Here is a 19,273-nt window from a genome sequence, read left to right as displayed (position 1 = left end):
TCGTCAGCGGCGGCGGCGGATCCGGATGGGGCCCTTGGCGGTGGAGGGATCGACGACCGACCCCTTCTGGGTGATCTCCACCTCGCCCGCCTCGACCAGCCGTCGGGCCGCGCGTCGGGCCGGCTCCATGAGGTCGCGCCAGTCGTCGGGCGACTCCGCGCGGGCGACCTCCGACGGGCAGATCGTGGCGCCGCCGGCGCGGTGCGCGAGGAGGTCGAGGATCCGACGCTCGAGCCGCGCGTCGACGTCGGTGACCCCGCGGCGACGGCACGCGTCGCTGCAGTAGCGCACCTCGTCCCAGTCGCGCTCCCACTTCTTGCGCCACTCGATGGTGCGGCCGCACGAGGCGCAGGTCTTGGGCTCGGGGACGCGCTCCTTCGTGCTCGATGCCCGGTGTGCCATCCCTCCAGCATGCTCCGTGCGGAGGGGCGACGGCGGGATGCGGTGATGCCATACTGAAAACCCGGCGCGAGCGGGGATTTCCCGACGCCGGATGCGATACTTCCCCCACGGGGCGGGTTCCCGGTGCGGGCGATCAGCGGTCCGAGCGACCGCCGCACCCGCGGCCCGCATCGCACAAGGAGCACCCCCTGCATCTCCTCTCCGTCTTCAGCCTCCGCAACCGGGCCCTCATCGCGCTCATCACGATCGTCATCGGCGTGTTCGGCGGCATCGCGCTCACGACGCTCAAGCAGGAGCTCATCCCGTCGGTGACGTTCCCTCAGCTCGCGGTCGTCACGGCGTACCCGGGCGCGTCGCCCGCGGTCGTGGACACCGACGTGTCGACGCCCATCGAGCGCGCGATCCAGGCGGTGCCGGGCCTCGAGTCCTCCACCGCGACGTCGCGCACCGACTCGTCCGTCATCTCGGCGTCGTTCACCTACGGCACCGACCTCGCGACGGCCGAGCAGAAGATCGACCAGGCCATCAACCGGATCCGCACGACCCTGCCCGACGGGATCGACCCGGTCGTGATCGCGGGCAGCATCGACGACCTGCCCGTGATCCAGATCGCCGTCACGAGCGACCTCAGCCCGCAGGACCTCACGGCCGCGCTCGAGCGCTCGACGCTCGGGGACATCCGCAAGCTCGCGGGCGTGCGCGACGCGAGCCTGCTCGGCACGGTCGGGCAGCGCGTGGTCATCACGCCGGATCCCGCGAAGGTGCAGGCGGACGGCCTGACGAACCAGGCCATCCGGGACGCGCTCGACGCCAACGGGAAGCTCCTCCCCGCCGGCTCGGTGACGGAGGACGGCACCACGCTCTCGGTGCAGTCGGGCACGCGCCTCGGATCCACCCAGGACCTCGCCGCGCTCCCGCTGCTGGGCGCGGCCGGCGGGCGTCAGCTCACGATCGGCGACGTCGCGACCGTGGAGCTCGGCCAGGATCCGACCACCGGCATCTCGCGCGTCGACGGCCAGCCGTCGCTCACCATCGCCGTGACCAAGACGCCCGCGGGCAACACGGTCGACGTGTCGCACCTCGTCACCCAGCTGCTGCCGCAGCTCTCCGACGACCTGGGCAGCGGCACGAAGTTCACGGTCGTGTTCGACCAGGCGCCCTTCATCGAGCAGTCGATCTCGAGCCTCACCACCGAGGGCCTGCTCGGCCTCGTGTTCGCGGTGCTCGTGATCCTCGTGTTCCTGATGTCGATCCGGTCGACGATCGTCACGGCGATCTCCATCCCGGCGTCCGTGCTCATCACCTTCATCGGGATGCTCGCCTCGGGCTACACGCTCAACATCATCACGCTCGGCGCGCTGACGATCGCGGTCGGGCGCGTGGTGGACGACTCGATCGTGGTGATCGAGAACATCAAGCGGCACCTGTCCTTCACGCCCGACCGGCTCGACGCGATCCGCGCGGCCGTGCGGGAGGTCGCGGGCGCGGTCACCGCGTCGACCGCCACGACCGTCGCCGTGTTCCTGCCCATCGCGCTCGTCGGCGACATCACGGGGGAGCTCTTCCGGCCCTTCGCGCTGACCGTGACCATCGCGCTCGCCGCGTCGCTGTTCGTCGCGCTGACGATCGTGCCGGTGCTCGCGTACTGGTTCCTGCGGCCGGAGGGGGAGTCGCGTCGGTCGCGCCGGAAGGCGGCCGCCGCGGCGGCCGCCGAGAGCACGCGCACGGGCGCGCACGCCGCCGTCCGGGGATCCGTCGACGACCGCGGGCGATCGGGCCGGCGGGCGCGCGGATCGCATGCCGCGGACGGCGAGAGCGGGGTCGAGGGCATCGGCGCCCCGACGCGCCTCCAGCGCGGCTACCGGCCGATCCTCGCGTGGACGCTGAAGCACTCGGCGGTGACGCTGGTCCTCGCGATCCTCGTGCTCGGCGGCACGGTCGCGCTCATCCCGAGCATGAAGACCAACTTCCTCGGCGACAGCGGGCAGAACACGCTCACCGTCTCGCAGGAGCTGCCGAGCGACACGAGCCTCGAGGCGCAGGACACCGCGGCCACGAAGGTCGAGCAGGCGCTCATCGGCGTCTCCGGCGTCGACACGGTGCAGACCTCGATCGGGTCGGACAGCACCTCGCTCACCTCGGCGTTCGGGGGCGGCGGCGGGATCACGTTCGCGCTCACGACCGACGCGGACGCCGACCAGGACGCCATCCGCGAGCGCGTGCGCACCGCGGTCGACGGCCTCACCGACGTGGGCGACGTGTCGCTGGCGGCGGCGTCGGGCGGGTTCTCCTCGAGCGACATCACCGTGGAGATCACCGCCAACGACTCCGACGACCTGAAGACCTCGGCCGACGCGGTCCTCGCGGCCGTCACGGACATCCCGTCCATCGAGCAGGCCACGAGCAACCTCTCGGAGACGCAGCCGTACATCGCCGTCACGGTCGACCGCGCCAAGGCCGCGGCGGCCGGGCTCAGCGAGCAGGCGGTGGGCGGCATCGTGACGGCGAGCCGCCTGCCGGCCGCGGTCGGGCAGGTCGTCATCGACGAGAAGACGCTGTCGATCTACATCCAGGACCCGGACGCGGCCCAGAGCCTGCAGGGGCTGCGCGACTTCCGGATCCCCACCGCGCGCGGATCCGTGCCGCTCAGCGACCTCGCGACCGTCGAGGTCGCGGACGGGCCCGCGACCGTCACGACCACGGGCGGGTTCCGCAGCGCGACCGTGAGCGCGACGCCCGGCAGCGACGACGTGGGCTTCGCGTCGTCGGAGGTGTCGCAGGCCGTCGCGGGAGTGCAGCTGCCGGCCGGCGCGCAGGCCTCGCTCGGCGGCGTCGCGTCGCAGCAGTCCGACGCGTTCGGGCAGCTCGGGCTCGCCGTGCTGGCGGCGATCCTGATCGTCTACATCATCATGGTGGCGACGTTCCGGAGCCTCATCCAGCCGCTCGTGCTCCTCGTCTCGGTGCCGTTCGCGGCGACCGGCGCGGTGCTGCTGCAGGTCGTGACGGGGATCCCGCTGGGCGTCGCGTCGATCATCGGCCTGCTGATGCTCGTGGGCATCGTGGTGACCAACGCGATCGTGCTCATCGACCTCGTGAACCAGTACCGGGCACGGGGCATGGCGCTCCGCGAGGCGATCCTGCAGGGTGCCGGGCGACGGCTCCGCCCCATCCTGATGACGGCGCTGGCGACGATCTTCGCGCTGCTGCCGCTCGCCATCGGCCTCACCGGGCACGGCGGGTTCATCTCGCAGCCGCTCGCGATCGTCGTGATCGGCGGCCTGCTCTCGTCCACCGTGCTGACCCTGCTGGTGCTGCCGTCGCTGTACTCGCTCGTCGAGCGGGCGGGTCTCCGGATCCGGGCGCGGGGCGAGCGCAGGCGCGCCGGGCGCGGTCTGCCGACGGAGCGATCCGCGGTCACGAGCGAGGGCGGCGCGGCGAGCTGATCCCGCTCCCGACCCCGCCCGGGGGCGCCGCGGGGCGCGCCCGGGCGGACCGCTGCCCTGGTGCCCGGGGGTCTCGTCCGGTAGTGTTCTCCAGTCGGCTCTTGACACCGCTACCGGACCATCCATCCGGGCGGATGGATTTGTCAGTCAGGTGGGCCGGTTTCCCCCTCTCGTTCCGCAGAGGGGTACGTCACGCGATGACACGGCCCCCGGTCGACGACTGCCCGGGTTGAGAGCAGCTCTGCGCACCCTGATCCTGTAGCGCGCTGCTTCGCACATGCGCATTGTCATGCATCCGAGCAGAACGAGGAATCCCTCATGCCCTACAACAACGACTCCCCGCGCGGCGCCAAGCGCGCCCCGGCGGGATCCCGCAGCCCGAACCACCGCGGCTACAACTCCGATCCCGCGCCCAAGAAGCAGCGCTGGAACGCCGACGAGCGCGCGCAGCGCTCCGGCCAGGACGACCGCCCCCAGCGCGGCGGCGCCGCCCGTCCCGCGCGCGGCGGCGACCGCCCCAACTGGGAGCCCCGCGCCGAGCGTCCCGCCGGCCGCGGCGAGCGTCCCGCGTACGGCGACCGCCCCAACCGCGCCAACGCGCGACCCGAGCGCGGCGGCGACGCCCGCCCGCAGCGCGGCGAGCGTCCCTCCTACGGCGGCGGGAACGACCGCGGCCAGCGCAGCGAGCGCCCCTCGTACGGAGCCGAGCGCGGACAGCGCTCCGAGCGTCCGTCGTACGGCAACTCGCGTCCCGACCGTGGCGGGGAGCGCTCCGAGCGCCCCTCCTACAACGACCGCGCGCCGCGGAACGACCGTCCGTCGTACGGGAACGACCGGCCGCAGCGGTCGGAGCGTCCGGCCTACAACGACCGGAACGAGCGCCCCTCGTACGGCGATCGTGCCCAGCGTCCCGAGCGCCCGTCCTACAACGACCGCCCGGCGCGCACGGAGCGTCCCGCGTACAACGACCGCGCCGAGCGTCCGTCGTACGGTGACCGCGCCCAGCGCTCCGAGCGCCCCGCGTACAACGACCGCCCGGCTCGCACGGAGCGCCCGTCGTACAACGACTCCCGTCCGGCTCGCACCGAGCGTCCGTCGTACAACGACTCCCGTCCGGCCCGCACGGAGCGTCCGTCGTACGGCGACCGCGCCGAGCGCTCTGAGCGTCCCGCGTACAACGACCGTCCGGCTCGCACGGAGCGCCCGTCGTACGGCGACCGCCCGCAGCGGTCCGAGCGTCCGTCGTACGGCGACCGCCCCCAGCGCAACGAGCGCCCGTCCTACGACGACGCCCGCCCCAAGCGCGACAGCGACTTCTACCCGAGCAAGGAGGGCGCCCCGCGCCACGCTCCCGCCGAGGACGTCGTGCTCGAGCGCCTCGAGGCCCAGGCCACCACGGCCAAGGACGTCGACGGCGTGACCTTCGCCGCGCTCGGCCTCGGCCAGAACATCGTCCGCGTGCTCGAGGAGCTGGGCGCGGCGAGCCCGTTCCCGATCCAGGCCGCCACGATCCCCGACGTGCTCGCGGGTCGCGACGTGCTCGGCCGCGGCCGCACCGGATCCGGCAAGACGATCGCGTTCGGCGCGCCCCTCGTGGAGCGCCTGCTCGAGAACGACGGCGCGAAGAACCGCAAGATGGGCCGCAAGCCTCGCGCGCTGATCCTCGCCCCGACGCGCGAGCTCGCCATGCAGATCGACCGCACGGTGCAGCCCATCGCCCGCTCGGTGGGCCTGTTCACCACCACGATCTTCGGCGGCGTGCCGCAGTTCAAGCAGGTCGGTGCGCTGCAGCGCGGCGTCGACATCCTCATCGCGACCCCCGGCCGCCTCGAGGACCTCATCGACCAGGGCCGCCTCGACCTGTCGGAGATCGTCGTCACGGTCCTCGACGAGGCCGACCACATGTGCGACCTCGGCTTCCTCGAGCCCGTGCAGCGGATCCTCCGCCAGGTGAAGAAGGATGGCCAGCGCCTGCTCTTCTCCGCCACGCTCGACAAGGGCGTCGCGACGCTCGTCAACGAGTTCCTGCCGAATCCCAGCGTCCACGAGGTCGCGGGCGAGGACCAGGCGTCGTCGACCATCGACCACCGCGTGCTCCTCATCGAGCAGCGCGACAAGGCCGCGATCATCGAGCAGCTCTCCAGCGGCGAGGGCAAGACCCTGATCTTCGCCCGCACCCGCGCGTTCGCCGAGCAGCTCGCCGACCAGCTCGAGGACGCCGGCATCCCGGCCACGTCGCTGCACGGCGACCTCAACCAGGCGCGCCGCACGCGCAACCTGCAGCTCCTCACGAGCGGCAAGGTCCGCGTGCTCGTGGCGACCGACGTGGCCGCCCGCGGCATCCACGTCGACGACATCGGGCTGGTCATCCAGGCCGACGCGCCCGATGAGTACAAGAGCTACCTCCACCGCGCCGGCCGCACGGGCCGCGCGGGCAAGCAGGGCACCGTCGTGACGCTGATCACGAAGGCCCGCCGCCGTCGCATGGACGACCTCCTGGGTCGCGCCGAGATCAAGGCCACGACGGTCATGGCCGCCGCCGGGGACCGCATCATCGCGGACCTCGCGCGCGCCTAGCGCCCACGCACGACCCGACGGCCGTCCTACCCCTCAGCGGGTGGGGCGGCCGTCGTCGTGCGCCCGGCGGTTGCGCGGTCTGGCATCCTCGATCCCGTGCCCGACCGGATCCGCCTGCTGACGCCCGACGACGCCCCCGCCCTCTCCGCGCTGCGCCTCCGGAGCCGCGCGCACCTCGCGCCGTGGGAGCCGATCCGGCAGCCCGACCACGACACACCCGCCGGCCAGCGCGCCGACGTCGAGGCGGCGCTCGCGCAGCACGCGCTCGGGCAGGGCCTGCCGCTCGCGATCCTGGACGACGAGGGATCGGTGGCCGGCCGTCTCAACCTCAACGGCATCGTGCGTGGCGCGTTCGAGTCGTGCAGCGCGGGCTACTGGCTGGCCGCCGACCGCACCGGCCGCGGGCTCGCGACCGAGGCCGTGCGCGCGGCGGTCGCCCTCGCGTTCGGCGACCTCGGGCTGCACCGGGTCGAGGCCGGCACGCTCCTCGGCAACCGCGCGTCGCAGGCGGTGCTCGCGCGCGCGGGCTTCACGCGGTACGGGCTGGCGCCGCGCTACCTCCGCATCGCGGGGGAGTGGCAGGACCACGTCCTGTTCCAGCGGCTGGCGGACGACCCGGCCGTCTGATCCGCGCTCAGCGCGACCCGCCGTACGCCGCCGGCACCAGGTCCATCCGCGCCTCGCCCGTCGCGATGAGGGCGAGCACCGCCTCGGCGACCGTCTCCGGGGCGTCGAAGGTCGCGCCGGCGGTCATCGCCTCGGCCTCGGTGCGGCCCGCGCGGATCGAGGTCATGAACTCCGTGCTCGTCGCGAAGGGGATCAGGGTCGAGACGACGATGCCCGTGCCGTCGAGCTCCGCCCGGGCGATCGCCGACAGTCGCTCCAGCGCGATCTTCGACGCGACGTAGCCGCCCGTGCCCGGCACGTCGGCGAAGGTGGTGCCCGAGCTGACGTTCACGATCGCGCCGACGCCCTGCGCGCGCATCGGCGGGAGCACCTCCTGCATCGCCGCGAGGGGCGCGACGAGGTTCAGCTCGAGGACGGCGCGGAGGTCGTCGAGGGCGAGGTCCTCGATCGTCGACTGGAGGCCCTGGCCCGCGTTGTTGACGAGCACGTCGATGCGGCCGAAGGCGTCGAGCGCGGCCCGGGCCAGCGCGGCGACGTCCGCCGCGTCCGTCACATCGCAGCGCACCGCGATCGCGCCGCCGCCGATCGCCGCCGCGAGGTCCCGGATCCGCTCCTCCCTCCGGGCCGCGAGCACCACCCGTGCTCCGGCCCGGGCGGCCGCGCGCGCCGTGGCCGCGCCGATGCCCGACGACGCTCCCGTGATGACGACGACCGCGTCCTGGATCCGCATGGCTCCTCCTCCTGCGACCGCGACGCGGTCTGCGAGCAGTAACGATACTCCTGAGTAGCGGAACTCCGGACCGGGCCTATCCTGGTCGGGATGGACACGCCGGCCGCCGCACCCCGACCCCGCGTCGGCCGCCCGGTCGACCGCTCGGGCGACGCCGCGATCCTCGCCGCCGCCCTCGACCTCGTCGCCGAGCGGGACTACGACGGCATGGCCCTCGACGAGGTCGCCGCCCGCACCGGACGCGCGAAGACCACGATCTACCGGCGCTGGGCGACCAAGGAGGACCTCGTGCTCGCCGCGATCCGCAGCGCCGGCCGCCCGCCCGAGGCCGAGGCCGAGGACCTGCCCGACACCGGATCCCTGCGCGACGACCTCCTGGCCGTCGTCGACTCGGGCTGGCTCGGCGGCCCCGACCGGCGCGCAGCCGTGTTCGCCGGACTCGCGCCCGCGATGCGCGGCTCGGAGCGCCTGGCGCGGGCGATCCGCACCGAGGTCACGGATCCGTACGTCGAGGTCTACGGCCGCCTGCTCCGCCGCGCCGTCGCGCGGGGCGAGGCGCCCACGCGGTCGGATGCGGCCATCGCCGTGCTGGCCGAGGTCGTCCCGGCGATGAGCACGCAGCGGCTCGCCGCCGGCCGCGGTCCGGTGCGGCGCGCGTTCTTCGTCGAGGTGATCGACGAGGTGCTGCTGCCGGCGCTCGGCGTCGGGGTCGTGGCCGGCCCCGCCGGATAGCCTCGACCGCATGCAGATCCGCCCCGCCACCGACGCGGACTGGCCGCGCATCTTCCCCTTCTACCGCGCGATCGTCGACGCCGGGCGCACCTACGCGCTCCCGGCCGGACAGTCGCTCGAGGACGCGCGGCCAAACTGGATGGCGGAGGTCCCGGGCCGCACGTTCGTGGCCGTGGACGACGACGGCACCGTCCTCGGATCCGCGAAGGCCGGCCCGAACCGGCCCGGCCGCGGCGCGCACGTGGCGACGGGATCGTTCCTCGTGGATCCCGCGCACGGAGGCTGCGGCGTCGGTCGGGCGCTCGGCGAGCACGTCATCGCGTGGGCGCGCGCCGAGGGGTACCGGGCGATCCAGTTCACCGCCGTCGTGGAGACCAACCACGCGGCCGTCCACCTGTGGCGGTCGCTCGGCTTCCGGATCGTCGGCACCGTCCCCGAGGCCTTCGATCACGCGGAGCACGGCCTGGTCGGCCTGCACGTGATGCACCTGCCGCTCGACGGAGCCGACCGGATCCGGCATGCGGGACCATGTGCACATGTCAGAACATAGGCTACGTTGAAGAGGCATCAGCACCGCCCCTCCCGCCGAAGAGAAAGCAGCGCCGACATGAGCTCTGCCGAGAACGCAGCCCCTGCCACGACCCCGATCCTCGACGTGATCACCATCGGCCGCGTCGGCGTCGACCTCTACCCGCTCCAGGACGGCGTGGGCCTCGAGGACGTGGAGACGTTCGGCAAGTACCTCGGCGGGAGCGCGGCCAACGTGGCCGTCGCGGCCGCCCGGCACGGCAGATCCGCCGCCCTCGTCTCGCGCGTGGGCGACGACCCGTTCGGCCGCTACGTCACGCGGGAGCTGGCGCGCCTCGGCGTCTCCGCGGGGTTCGTGACGCCCGTCGACGACCTGCCGACGCCCGTCACCTTCTGCGAGATCTTCCCGCCGGACGACTTCCCGCTCTACTTCTACCGCCGGCCGAAGGCGCCCGACCTCTGCATCGAGGCCGACGGGCTCGACCTCGGCGCGATCCAGGACGCACGCGTCTTCTGGTCCACCGTCACGGGCCTCAGCGAGGATCCGAGCCGCACCGCCCACCACGCCGCCTGGGCCGCCCGCGCGCGCCGCCCGCTCACGGTGCTCGACCTCGACTACCGGCCCATGTTCTGGTCGTCGCCCGCGGACGCGACCCGCGAGGTCGGCCGCGCGCTCGAGCACGTGACCGTCGCCGTCGGCAACCGCGAGGAGTGCGAGATCGCGGTGGGGGAGACGGATCCGCTGCGGGCCGCCGACGCGCTGCTCGACCGCGGCGTCGAGCTCGCCATCGTCAAGCAGGGGCCGAAGGGCGTGCTCGCCAAGACGCGGGACGAGACCGTCGAGGTGCCGCCGTACCCGGTCGAGGTCGTCAACGGGCTCGGCGCGGGCGACGGCTTCGGCGGGGCGCTCGTGCACGGGCTGCTCGCCGGGTGGGACCTCGAGCGGATCCTGCGCTTCGCCAACGTCGCGGGCGCCCTCGTCGCCTCCCGCCGCGAGTGCTCGACCGCGATGCCGACGACCGCCGAGGTCGACGCCGTCCTGGAGCGGATCCGATGACCGCGGCCGACGCGTCCCGGGCGCCCGCCGAGCTCGTCCGGGCAGGCGACCTCCCGGGTGCGTTCGCCGCCCTCCGCGACCTGCGCGCCACGGATCCCGACGCCGTCGCCCGTGCGCTCGCCGCCCGCGTGCGCCGCCCCCTGATCCGCGACGACGGCCGCCTGCTCATCGTCGCCGCCGACCACCCCGCCCGCGGCGCGCTCGGCGTCGGCGACGACCCGATGGCGCTCGCCGACCGCGACGAGCTGCTCGCGGGCCTCGCGACCGCCCTCACGCGCGACGGCGTGGACGGGATGCTCGGCACGCCGGACATCGTCGACGACCTCGCCCTCCTCGGCCTCCTCGACGACAAGGTCGTGGTCGGATCCATGAACCGCGGCGGCCTCCGCGGCGCCGTCTTCGAGATGGACGACCGATTCACCGCCTACGACGTGGACGGCATCGTGCGCGACGGCCTCGACTTCGCGAAGACGCTCGTGCGGATCAACCTCGGCGACGCCGGCACGGCCGCGACCCTCGAGGCCAACGCCCGCGCGGTCGACGCCGCCGTGCGCGCCGGCTTGCCGATCATGCTGGAGCCGTTCCTGAGCGCGTGGCAGGACGGCCGCATCGTCAACGACCTCTCGCCCGACGCCGTCATCACCTCCATCGCCGTCGCGTCGGGCCTCGGCTCGTCGTCCGCGCGCACGTGGATGAAGCTGCCCGTCGTCGACGACATGGCCCGCGTCATGGCCGCCACGACCCTGCCCACGCTGCTGCTCGGCGGGGATCCGCAGGGCGCGAGCGAGGACACCTGGGCCGGCTGGGAGCACGCGCTCGGCCTGCCCGGCGTCCGCGGCCTCGTCGTCGGCCGCACGCTCATCCACCCGGCCGACGGCGACGTCGCCCGCGCGGTCGACCAGGCCGTCGACCTCGTGCACGGCCGCACCCGCTCCTGACATCCGATCCCGACCGCCTGAGGACACCATGACCTACACCGCCCCGCTCCCCGTCGTCCCGCACTGGATCGACGGCGCCCGCTCGCCCTCGACCTCCGGCCGCACGGCGCCCGTCTACGACCCCGCGCGTGGCGTCGTCACGAAGGAGGTCGCGCTCGCGGACGCCGCGGAGATCGAGCGCGCCGTCGCGTCGGCGCACGCCGCGTTCCCGGCCTGGCGCGACCTGTCGCTCGCCAAGCGGCAGGCGATCCTGTTCCGCTTCCGCGAGCTGCTGGAGGCCGAGAAGGGCGAGCTGGCGGAGATCATCACCTCCGAGCACGGCAAGGTCGTGAGCGACGCGCTCGGCGAGATCACCCGCGGCCAGGAGGTCGTCGAGTTCGCGACCGGGCTCGCGCACCACCTCAAGGGCGAGTACTCGGAGCAGGTGTCCACGGGCGTCGACGTGTACTCGACGAAGCAGCCGCTCGGCGTGGTCGGGATCATCTCGCCGTTCAACTTCCCCGCCATGGTGCCGATGTGGTTCTTCCCCATCGCGATCGCGGCCGGCAACACCGTGATCCTGAAGCCCAGCGAGAAGGACCCGAGCGCCGCGATCTGGATCGCCGAGCTGTGGAAGCGCGCGGGCCTGCCCGACGGCGTCTTCACGGTGCTGAACGGCGACAAGGAGGCGGTGGACGGGCTGCTCACGCACCCGGACGTGCGCGCGATCTCGTTCGTCGGATCCACGCCCATCGCCCAGTACGTCTACGAGACGGGCACGAAGCACGGGAAGCGCGTGCAGGCCCTCGGCGGCGCCAAGAACCACATGCTCGTGCTGCCCGACGCCGACCTCGACCTCGTCGCCGACTCCGCCGTCAACGCGGGCTTCGGCTCGGCGGGCGAGCGCTGCATGGCGATCTCCGTGGTCGTCGCGGTCGAGCCCGTCGCCGACGCGCTCATCGAGCGGATCACCTCGCGCATGTCGTCGCTGCGGATCGGCGACGGCCGTCGCGGTTGCGACATGGGCCCGCTGGTGACCGAGGCGCACCGCGACAAGGTCGCCTCCTACATCGCCATCGCCGAGGAGGACGGCGCGCGCGTCGTCGTCGACGGCCGCGGCATCGAGGTCGACGGCGAGGCCGACGGCTTCTGGCTCGGCCCGACCCTCATCGACGAGCTGCCCACGAGCTCGCGCGCCTACACGGAGGAGATCTTCGGACCGGTGCTCGGCGTCGTGCGCGTGCGCTCCTACGAGGAGGGCGTGGCGCTCATCAACGCGGGCGCGTTCGGCAACGGCACCGCGATCTTCACCAACGACGGCGGGGCCGCGCGCCGCTTCCAGAACGAGGTGCAGGTCGGCATGATCGGGATCAACGTGCCCATCCCCGTGCCCGTCGCCACGTTCTCGTTCGGCGGCTGGCGCTCCAGCCTCTTCGGCGACACCAAGGCGCACGGCGCCGAGGGGGTCAGGTTCTTCACCCAGCAGAAGGCGATCACCAGCCGCTGGCTCGACCCGTCGCACGGCGGCGTCGACCTCGGCTTCCCGCAGAACTGACCCGCACCACCGCCCGCCCGGCCGGGCACCGACGACGACGACGGAGACGCGCATGACGACGAACGAGTGGCTGCACCCCCGCGGCAGCATCGGCCGGGACGGCTGGGAGACCGTGGTCGACGGATCCCTGCCCGGCTGGGAGCACACGGGCCTCCGCGTCGCGGTGCTCGCCGACGGCGAGGAGCTGGCGCTGCCGGCCGCGGGAGTGGAGCGCATGGTCGTGCCGCTCGCGGGATCCTTCGCGGTGCGGCACCGCGCGGGCGACGGCGAGGAGCGGATCACCGACCTCGAGGGCCGCGCGTCGGTGTTCGCCGGGCCCACCGACGTCCTGTACCTGTCGTGCGACCAGAGCGCGGTGCTCACCGGATCCGGCCGCGTCGCCGTCGCCGAGTCGCCCGCCACCCGGCGCGTGCCCAGCCGCTGGATCGCCCGCGAGGACGTGCCCGTCGAGCTGCGCGGCGCCGGCCGGTCGAGCCGCCAGGTGCACAACTTCGGGACCCCCGGCACGCCCGGATCCCTCGACGCCGAGCGCCTCATCGTCTGCGAGGTGCTGACGCCCGCCGAGAACTGGTCGAGCTACCCCGCGCACAAGCACGACGAGGACAGGCCGGGGGAGGAGTCGGAGCTGGAGGAGATCTACTACTTCGAGACCGCCGTCGGCCGCGGGCTGGACGCTCCCGCGGACGCCGATCCCTTCGGCCTGTTCCACACCTCGTCGTCGCCCGCGGGGGAGATCGCGATCGACGCCGTCGTGCGCACGGGCGACGTCGCCCTCGTGCCGCACGGCTACCACGGGCCGGCCGTCGCGGCGCCCGGCTACGACCTCTACTACCTCAACGTGATGGCGGGGCCGAGCGCCGACCGCGCCTGGCTCATCAGCGACCACCCGGCGCACGGCTGGATCCGCGGCACGTGGGCCGGGCAGGAGATCGACCCGCGCCTGCCGTTCGCCCCGGACGGCGCGGCCGCTGACGCCGCGGCCGCTGACGCCGCGGCCGCTGACGACGCAGCCGCCACCCCCGACCCCGACCCCGACCAGGAAGCCGCGTCCCGATGACCGAGCCCACCACCCGCATGACCGTCAGCCAGGCGCTGGTCGCGTTCCTCGCGAACCAGTGGACGGTCGACGGCGACCACCGCGAGCGCACCGTCCCCGGCGTCTTCGGGATCTTCGGCCACGGCAACGTGGCCGGCATCGGCCAGGCGCTCATGCAGGCCAACGCGCAGGATCCCGACCTCATGCCGTACCACCAGGCCCGCAACGAGCAGGCGATGGTGCACCAGTCCGTCGGCTTCGCGCGCATGCACCGCCGGCTCGCGACCTACGCGAGCGCCGCGTCGGTCGGTCCCGGCGCCGCCAACATGCTCACGGGTGCGGCCCTCGCGACGGCCAACCGGCTGCCGGCGCTGCTGCTGCCGAGCGACACGTTCGCGACGCGGGTGGCGGATCCGGTGCTGCAGCAGCTCGAGCACCCGCACGACACCGGGATCTCCGTCAACGACGCGTTCCGTCCGCTCTCGCGCTTCTTCGACCGCGTGCAGCGGCCCGAGCAGCTGTACTCGATCGCGCTCGCGGCCATGCGCGTGCTCACGGACCCGGCCGAGACGGGCGCCGTCACGATCGCGCTGCCCGAGGACGTGCAGGCGGAGGCGCTCGACGTGCCGCTCGCGTTCCTCGCGCCGCGCGAGTGGCATCTGCGCCGGCCGCTGCCGGAGCGCGGGCCGCTGGCGCGCGCCGTGCAGGCGATCCGCGACGCGCGCACGCCGTTCATCATCGCGGGCGGCGGCGTCATCTACTCGGCGGCCGAGCTGGCGCTGCTGCGCTTCGCCGAGGCCACGGGCATCCCGGTCGGCACGACGCAGGCCGGCGGCGGATCCCTGGCCTGGGACCACCCGCAGCACGTCGGCGGCATCGGCGCCACCGGATCCACCGCCGCGAACCGCCTCGCCGCCGAGGCCGACGTGGTCATCGGCATCGGCACGCGCTACTCCGACTTCACGACCGCGAGCCGCACGGCGTTCCAGCGCCCCGACGTGACCTTCGTGAACGTCAACATCGCCGCCTTCGACGCGTACAAGCACGGCACGCAGCTGCCCGTCGTCGCCGACGCGCGCGAGACGCTGGAGGCGCTGATCGAGGCGCTCGCCGGCACGCGCGTCGACGCCGCGTACGCCGACCGCATCGCCCGCGAGAAGCGCGAGTGGGACGCCGCCGTCGACCGCGCGCTCGCCCCCACGGGCGGCGCGCTGCCCGGGCAGCCCGAGATCATCGGCGCCGTGCAGGCCGCGACCGACCCGCGCGACGTCGTCGTGCAGGCGGCCGGATCCCTTCCGGGCGACCTCCACAAGCTCTGGCGCGTGCGCGACGCGCTCGGGTACCACGTCGAGTACGCGTTCTCGTGCATGGGCTACGAGATCCCCGGCGGGCTCGGCGTCAAGCGCGGCGCGGAGGCGTATGGCGACGACCGCGACGTCATCGTCATGGTCGGCGACGGCTCGTACCTCATGCTGCACACGGAGCTCGTGACCGCGGTGGCCGAGGGGATCAAGATCATCGTCGTCGTGATCCAGAACCACGGCTACGCGTCCATCGGGCACCTCTCCGAGACCGTTGGCACCGAGCGCTTCGGCACCCGCTACCGGCAGCTCGACCCGGCGACGCGGAACTTCGAGGGCCGCGAGCCGCTGCCCGTCGACCTCGCGGCGAACGCGCGCAGCTACGGCGTCGACGTGATCGAGATCGCGCCCGGCCCCGACGCCACGAGCGCGCTCGGCGACGCGGTGCGGCGCGCGAAGGCGTCCGACCGCACCACCGTGATCCACGTCGAGAGCGACCCGCTCGTCTACGGCCCCGACGGCGAGGGCTGGTGGGACGTGCCCGTCCCCGGCGTCTCCGAGATGCCGTCCACGCAGGCGGCGCACGCGGAGTACGTGGAGCAGAAGAGGGCGCAGCGGCCTCTGCTGGGCTGACGCGGGGGCCGGCGCTGTCGGCTGAACAGCATGGTCGTCGGGAGCGCCCGTGGCAAGTCGGCACTTATCCCGACGTGGCTTTCCCTCCGTCCGGGGTCATGCTCGTGGGCGATCGGCCCCGAGCCCCGTCGGGGTCGACCTCGAGAGGACATTGCATGAGAAACAAGGCACTCACCGGTCTCGCGGCGCTCTCCGTCATGGCCAGCACGCTGGTCGTGGGGGCTCCCGCGGCCATGGCGGACGAGACGGCGGCCTCGGCTCCGTCGTCGATCGTCGTCGACGGCCAGGAGTACGGCGTGGAGGACGGGCTCACCACGACAGAGGAGTCCTTCGACGTCAGCACCGGCGAGCAGGTCGGAGCGACGTGGGCGACCGCCGTCAAGGGCGTGCACCTCGACGCCGCATGGGGCGCGAGCTACGCGATCTCGAAGGAGATCGCCTACGTCTCGTACCGGGGGACCGCCAAGGCTGCCGGGAACGTGTACGCCGGCAAGCGCATCGTGCAGGTGTGCATGTGGTACACCCGGGACAAGAAGGCGGTCACGGGGACGAAGTGCTCGGATGCCGTCAACAACGGATCCTGGAAGGCGGGGGGCGAGGTGGCATTGCTGGCCGCTGACAGCCTCGTGCCCGACGCGCCCCACACGCTCTTCCACATCCGGACCAGTCGCATCGCCCCTGGCGTCAACTAGTCCGGATGCGGGGTGGGGCCGGATCGCGCTAAGCGCCGTCCGGCCCCTCTTCCGTGTAGGCGAGCAGGTCTCCGGGCTGACAGTCCAGCACATGGCAGAGCGCCTCCAGCGTCGAGAAGCGCACCGCCTTCGCGCGGCCGTTCTTGAGCACCGCGACGTTCGCGGGCGTGATCCCGATGGCTGCGGACAAGTCGGCCACCGTCATGCCGCGCTCGGTCAGATATCGGTCGATGTTCACCGCGATGGGCATCAGACGACCTGCGCCATCTCGGTCGCGAAAGTCGCGGCCCGCCGGAGGAGCCCGAGGAGCGTCGTCAAGACGAGGCAGACGGCGACGCCGACGGCGATGCCGCCGATGAGCGTGACCATCGCGAGGGCGGGGGTGATGCGCATGACGTTCAGGCCGATGAACGCGGCCACGAGCAGTGCGGTGCCGACGCCGGCGAGGGCGATCATCCCCCGCACGAGGCCGAACGCGCGGCGATCGAAGATCGCGTCGTCGGCGGTGAGGGTCGTCAGGCGCCAGGCGATCAGCAGGATCGCCTGACCGCAGAGCACGATCGCCGTCGCCCAGAGCGTCAGGGGGACTGCGGTTCCACGCATGGCGGGCTCGATCTGCTCCAGGTCGGCTGCCGTGACCGGGATGAGGAAGGTCTCGAGCAGCACGCCGAAGAGCACGAGGACCGCGAGAGAGGTCTTGACGCCGTACCGGAGAAGTCGATCCATGATGCGCCCCTGTCTATCGAAAGTCGATCTATCGAAGGACGATAGCCACGATCGGCGCCGCGCGCAACGTGCGTGAGGTCCCCGGGTCGTCGATCCCACCGATGCGCGTCTGCGCAGGGAGTCGTCGACGCTTTCCGCGGAGAGCGGGAGGACCGGGGCTCCGGCACCTCTGGCCGCGCAGATGCTATTTCCTATAGGATCTGGATCCCGGGCATCCGGGACCCGACGACCGCGATGGAGCAGCATGACGGAGACGACCGCGACGACCGTGACCACCCCGGGATCCCCGAGCGCCCCGCCGTTCACCGCCGCGGACTGGCCCATCGCCACCTGCCTGCACGGCTTCGCGACGGTCGGCCGCGACGGCACCGCCCTGCACGACGCCGACGCCGCGGTCTGGGACCGCATGTTCGCCGACATCGCGCGCGAGGGCTTCACCCTCGCCGAGCTCGCCGACAGCCACGTCCGGCCCGCCGACCTCGAGCCGTCCCGCCGCGACGAGCTCGTCTCCATCGCGCAGGACCACGGCATCGGCATCCCCTCGGTGCACCTCCAACGGCAGAGCGTGATCATGCCGGGCCGCGAGGAGCAGAACCTCGCCTACGCGCACCGCACCATCGACGCGATCGCCGACATGGGCATGGAGGTCTTCTCGACCGGCCTGCACCAGCCGTTCAGCGATGCGCAGCGGAAGGCGCTGTGGTTCTGGACCGCCGAGGGCCCGAAGGACCCCGACGATCCCGAGGTGTGGGACGCCGCCGTCACACGCCTCCGCGAGCTCGGCCGGCACGCCGCCGACCTCGGGCTCCGCATGGCGCTCGAGATGTACGAGGACACCTACCTCGGCACCGCCGACAGCGCCGTGCGGCTCGTGGAGGAGATCGGCCTCGACAACGTGGGGCTGAACCCCGACGTCGCGAACCTCATCCGCCTGCACCGTCCGGTCGAGAGCTGGCGCGAGCTGTACGCGAAGACGCTGCCGTACGCGAACTACTGGCACGTGAAGAACTACATGCGCGACGAGGCGGGAGACGGCAGCTGGGCGACCAGCGTGCCCACCACCATGAAGGCCGGCCTCATCGACTACCGGCAGGTGATCCGCGACGCGGTCGAGCTCGGCTTCGACGGGATCATCCTCACCGAGCAGTACGGCGGCGACAGCCTCGGCGTCTGCGCGGAGAACCGCGACTACATCCGCACGCTGCTGCCGCAGACGCGCGACGCACAGGGAGGGGCATCATGAACGCACGCCGCATCGCCATCGTCGGATCCGGGTACATGGGCGGCGGCATCGCGCAGGTGCTCGCGCTCGCGGGCGCCCGGGTGCGCATCGCCGACATCTCGGAGGAGATCGCCGTCGCGAACCACGCGCGCCTGCTGGAGGAGGCGGCGAGGTTCGTCGCGGACGGGCTGTTCCCCGCCGACGCCGTGGAGCGGATCCGCGCCGCCGTGACCCCCGCCGCGTCCATCGAGGAGGCCGTCGCCGACGCCGACTTCATCGAGGAGGCCGTGCCGGAGAAGCTCGAGATCAAGCACCAGACGCTGCGGCGGATCTCGGCGGCGGCCCGGCCCGACGCGGTCATCGGATCCAACACCTCGACCATCCTCATCGGCTCGCTCGCCGAGGCCGTCACGAACCCGGAGCGGTTCCTCGGCGTGCACTTCTCGAACCCGGCGCCGTTCATCCCGGGCGTCGAGCTGATCCCGCACGCGGGCACGTACGAGTCCGCGATCCAGGCCGCGGAGGCGCTGGTCGCCTCGACGGGCAAGGAGACCGCGCGCGTCACCGACTCCATCGGCTTCGTGCTCAACCGCCTGCAGTACGCGCTCTTCCACGAGGCGACCCAGATCGTCGAGGAGGGCATCGCGAGCCCCGAGGACATCGACACGATCGTCCGCACCACGTTCGGGTTCCGCCTCCCGGTGTTCGGGCCGTTCGCGATCGCCGACATGGCCGGCCTCGACGTCTACGCGTTCTGCTACGCGTCGCTGCAGACCCGCTGGCCCGAGCGCTTCGCGACGCCGGCGTCGCTCCAGGCGCACGTCGATGCGGGGGAGTACGGCACCAAGACCGGATCCGGCTACCTCGACGTGCCCGCCGAGCGCACCGAGGCGCTCGTCGCCTATCGCAACAGGGCGTACGTGGCGATCAAGAAGCTGATGGACGAGCTGGGGCCGGCGCCGATCGGGTGAGTCCGGGGGACGGGTCGGCGCCGGCGCCGGTCCGCCCGCCCGCCCGCCCGCTCAAGCGGGAAGTCCTCTCCTCGGATGAGGGACGTGCTGCTCCGCACCGACGACGCGGCGCGCGCGCGGTGTC

17 protein-coding genes are annotated in these 19,273 nt (G+C 73.0%); 13 read left to right on the top strand and 4 right to left on the bottom strand.

What is annotated here, in order from left to right:
- Nucleotides 1-3: 3 nt before the first annotated feature.
- Nucleotides 4-402 (bottom strand): DUF2256 and DUF3253 domain-containing protein, encoded by a 399-nt coding sequence (locus tag ITJ44_RS05650; RefSeq protein WP_194633735.1) that lies wholly within the window; start codon nucleotides 400-402, stop codon nucleotides 4-6.
- Between the two features lie 188 nt (nucleotides 403-590).
- Between ITJ44_RS05650 and ITJ44_RS05645 the strand changes: the two genes are divergently transcribed.
- The 3 genes from ITJ44_RS05645 to ITJ44_RS05635 all read left to right on the top strand — a co-directional run bounded on the left by ITJ44_RS05645 (nucleotide 591) and on the right by ITJ44_RS05635 (nucleotide 7,049).
- Nucleotides 591-3,845 (top strand): efflux RND transporter permease subunit, encoded by a 3,255-nt coding sequence (locus ITJ44_RS05645; protein WP_194634078.1) that lies wholly within the window; start codon nucleotides 591-593, stop codon nucleotides 3,843-3,845.
- A 318-nt stretch (nucleotides 3,846-4,163) separates the two neighbouring features.
- Nucleotides 4,164-6,422, top strand: coding sequence for a DEAD/DEAH box helicase (locus tag ITJ44_RS05640; RefSeq protein WP_194633734.1), 2,259 nt, complete (start codon nucleotides 4,164-4,166; stop codon nucleotides 6,420-6,422).
- Nucleotides 6,423-6,518: 96 nt separating this feature from the next.
- The gene (locus ITJ44_RS05635) at nucleotides 6,519-7,049 is read left to right on the top strand and encodes a GNAT family N-acetyltransferase (protein WP_194633733.1); all 531 of its coding nucleotides are present in this window, start codon (nucleotides 6,519-6,521) and stop codon (nucleotides 7,047-7,049) included.
- Nucleotides 7,050-7,056: 7 nt separating this feature from the next.
- Here ITJ44_RS05635 and ITJ44_RS05630 read toward each other — a convergent pair whose 3' ends face one another.
- A complete protein-coding gene (locus tag ITJ44_RS05630) occupies nucleotides 7,057-7,779 on the bottom strand; it encodes an SDR family oxidoreductase (protein WP_194633732.1) in 723 nt (240 codons plus the stop codon).
- Between the two features lie 90 nt (nucleotides 7,780-7,869).
- On the opposite strand from ITJ44_RS05630, the gene ITJ44_RS05625 reads away from it, so the two are divergent.
- From ITJ44_RS05625 to ITJ44_RS05590, 8 genes are all read left to right on the top strand, one after another.
- Nucleotides 7,870-8,511, top strand: a complete 642-nt coding sequence (locus ITJ44_RS05625) for a TetR/AcrR family transcriptional regulator (protein WP_194633731.1) — start codon at nucleotides 7,870-7,872, stop codon at nucleotides 8,509-8,511.
- Nucleotides 8,512-8,521: 10 nt separating this feature from the next.
- A complete protein-coding gene (locus ITJ44_RS05620; RefSeq protein ID WP_194633730.1) occupies nucleotides 8,522-9,061 on the top strand; it encodes a GNAT family N-acetyltransferase in 540 nt (179 codons plus the stop codon).
- A gap of 57 nt (nucleotides 9,062-9,118) precedes the next feature.
- Nucleotides 9,119-10,096 (top strand): 5-dehydro-2-deoxygluconokinase, encoded by a 978-nt coding sequence (gene iolC / locus ITJ44_RS05615; RefSeq protein ID WP_194633729.1) that lies wholly within the window; start codon nucleotides 9,119-9,121, stop codon nucleotides 10,094-10,096.
- Nucleotides 10,093-11,034 carry a deoxyribose-phosphate aldolase gene (locus ITJ44_RS05610; protein ID WP_194633728.1) on the top strand — a complete coding sequence of 314 codons (942 nt, stop codon included), beginning with the start codon at nucleotides 10,093-10,095 and terminating at the stop codon, nucleotides 11,032-11,034. Before iolC ends, ITJ44_RS05610 begins: the two co-directional genes overlap by 4 nt.
- Before the next feature lie 28 nt (nucleotides 11,035-11,062).
- Nucleotides 11,063-12,568, top strand: a complete 1,506-nt coding sequence (locus tag ITJ44_RS05605; protein ID WP_194633727.1) for a CoA-acylating methylmalonate-semialdehyde dehydrogenase — start codon at nucleotides 11,063-11,065, stop codon at nucleotides 12,566-12,568.
- A gap of 52 nt (nucleotides 12,569-12,620) precedes the next feature.
- Nucleotides 12,621-13,625, top strand: a complete 1,005-nt coding sequence (gene iolB / locus ITJ44_RS05600) for a 5-deoxy-glucuronate isomerase (RefSeq protein ID WP_194633726.1) — start codon at nucleotides 12,621-12,623, stop codon at nucleotides 13,623-13,625.
- The gene (iolD, locus tag ITJ44_RS05595; protein WP_194633725.1) at nucleotides 13,622-15,538 is read left to right on the top strand and encodes a 3D-(3,5/4)-trihydroxycyclohexane-1,2-dione acylhydrolase (decyclizing); all 1,917 of its coding nucleotides are present in this window, start codon (nucleotides 13,622-13,624) and stop codon (nucleotides 15,536-15,538) included. Before iolB ends, iolD begins: the two co-directional genes overlap by 4 nt.
- Nucleotides 15,539-15,693: 155 nt before the next feature.
- A complete protein-coding gene (locus ITJ44_RS05590; RefSeq protein WP_194633724.1) occupies nucleotides 15,694-16,230 on the top strand; it encodes a hypothetical protein in 537 nt (178 codons plus the stop codon).
- A gap of 28 nt (nucleotides 16,231-16,258) precedes the next feature.
- On the opposite strand, the gene ITJ44_RS05585 is transcribed toward ITJ44_RS05590, so the two are convergent.
- Together ITJ44_RS05585 and ITJ44_RS05580 are read right to left on the bottom strand one after the other, a co-directional pair.
- Nucleotides 16,259-16,480 carry a helix-turn-helix transcriptional regulator gene (locus tag ITJ44_RS05585; RefSeq protein WP_194633723.1) on the bottom strand — a complete coding sequence of 74 codons (222 nt, stop codon included), beginning with the start codon at nucleotides 16,478-16,480 and terminating at the stop codon, nucleotides 16,259-16,261.
- Nucleotides 16,480-16,956, bottom strand: coding sequence for a DUF2975 domain-containing protein (locus ITJ44_RS05580; protein WP_194633722.1), 477 nt, complete (start codon nucleotides 16,954-16,956; stop codon nucleotides 16,480-16,482). Before ITJ44_RS05580 ends, ITJ44_RS05585 begins: the two co-directional genes overlap by 1 nt.
- Nucleotides 16,957-17,200: 244 nt before the next feature.
- Here ITJ44_RS05580 and ITJ44_RS05575 point away from each other — a divergent pair, with 244 nt between their 5' ends.
- On the top strand, nucleotides 17,201-18,199 hold the full coding sequence (locus ITJ44_RS05575) for a sugar phosphate isomerase/epimerase (RefSeq protein WP_194633721.1): 999 nt from the start codon (nucleotides 17,201-17,203) through the stop codon (nucleotides 18,197-18,199).
- Complete coding sequence (locus ITJ44_RS05570; protein WP_194633720.1) at nucleotides 18,196-19,149, top strand: 3-hydroxyacyl-CoA dehydrogenase family protein; 954 nt, start codon at nucleotides 18,196-18,198, stop codon at nucleotides 19,147-19,149. Before ITJ44_RS05575 ends, ITJ44_RS05570 begins: the two co-directional genes overlap by 4 nt.
- Nucleotides 19,150-19,273: the final 124 nt, after the last annotated feature.

This window comes from Clavibacter sp. VKM Ac-2873, assembly GCF_015351075.1.
GTDB lineage: Bacteria > Actinomycetota > Actinomycetes > Actinomycetales > Microbacteriaceae > Clavibacter.
The sequence above is the reverse complement of the archived record's forward strand: the minus strand, read 5'-3'. Positions and strand labels throughout refer to the sequence as shown.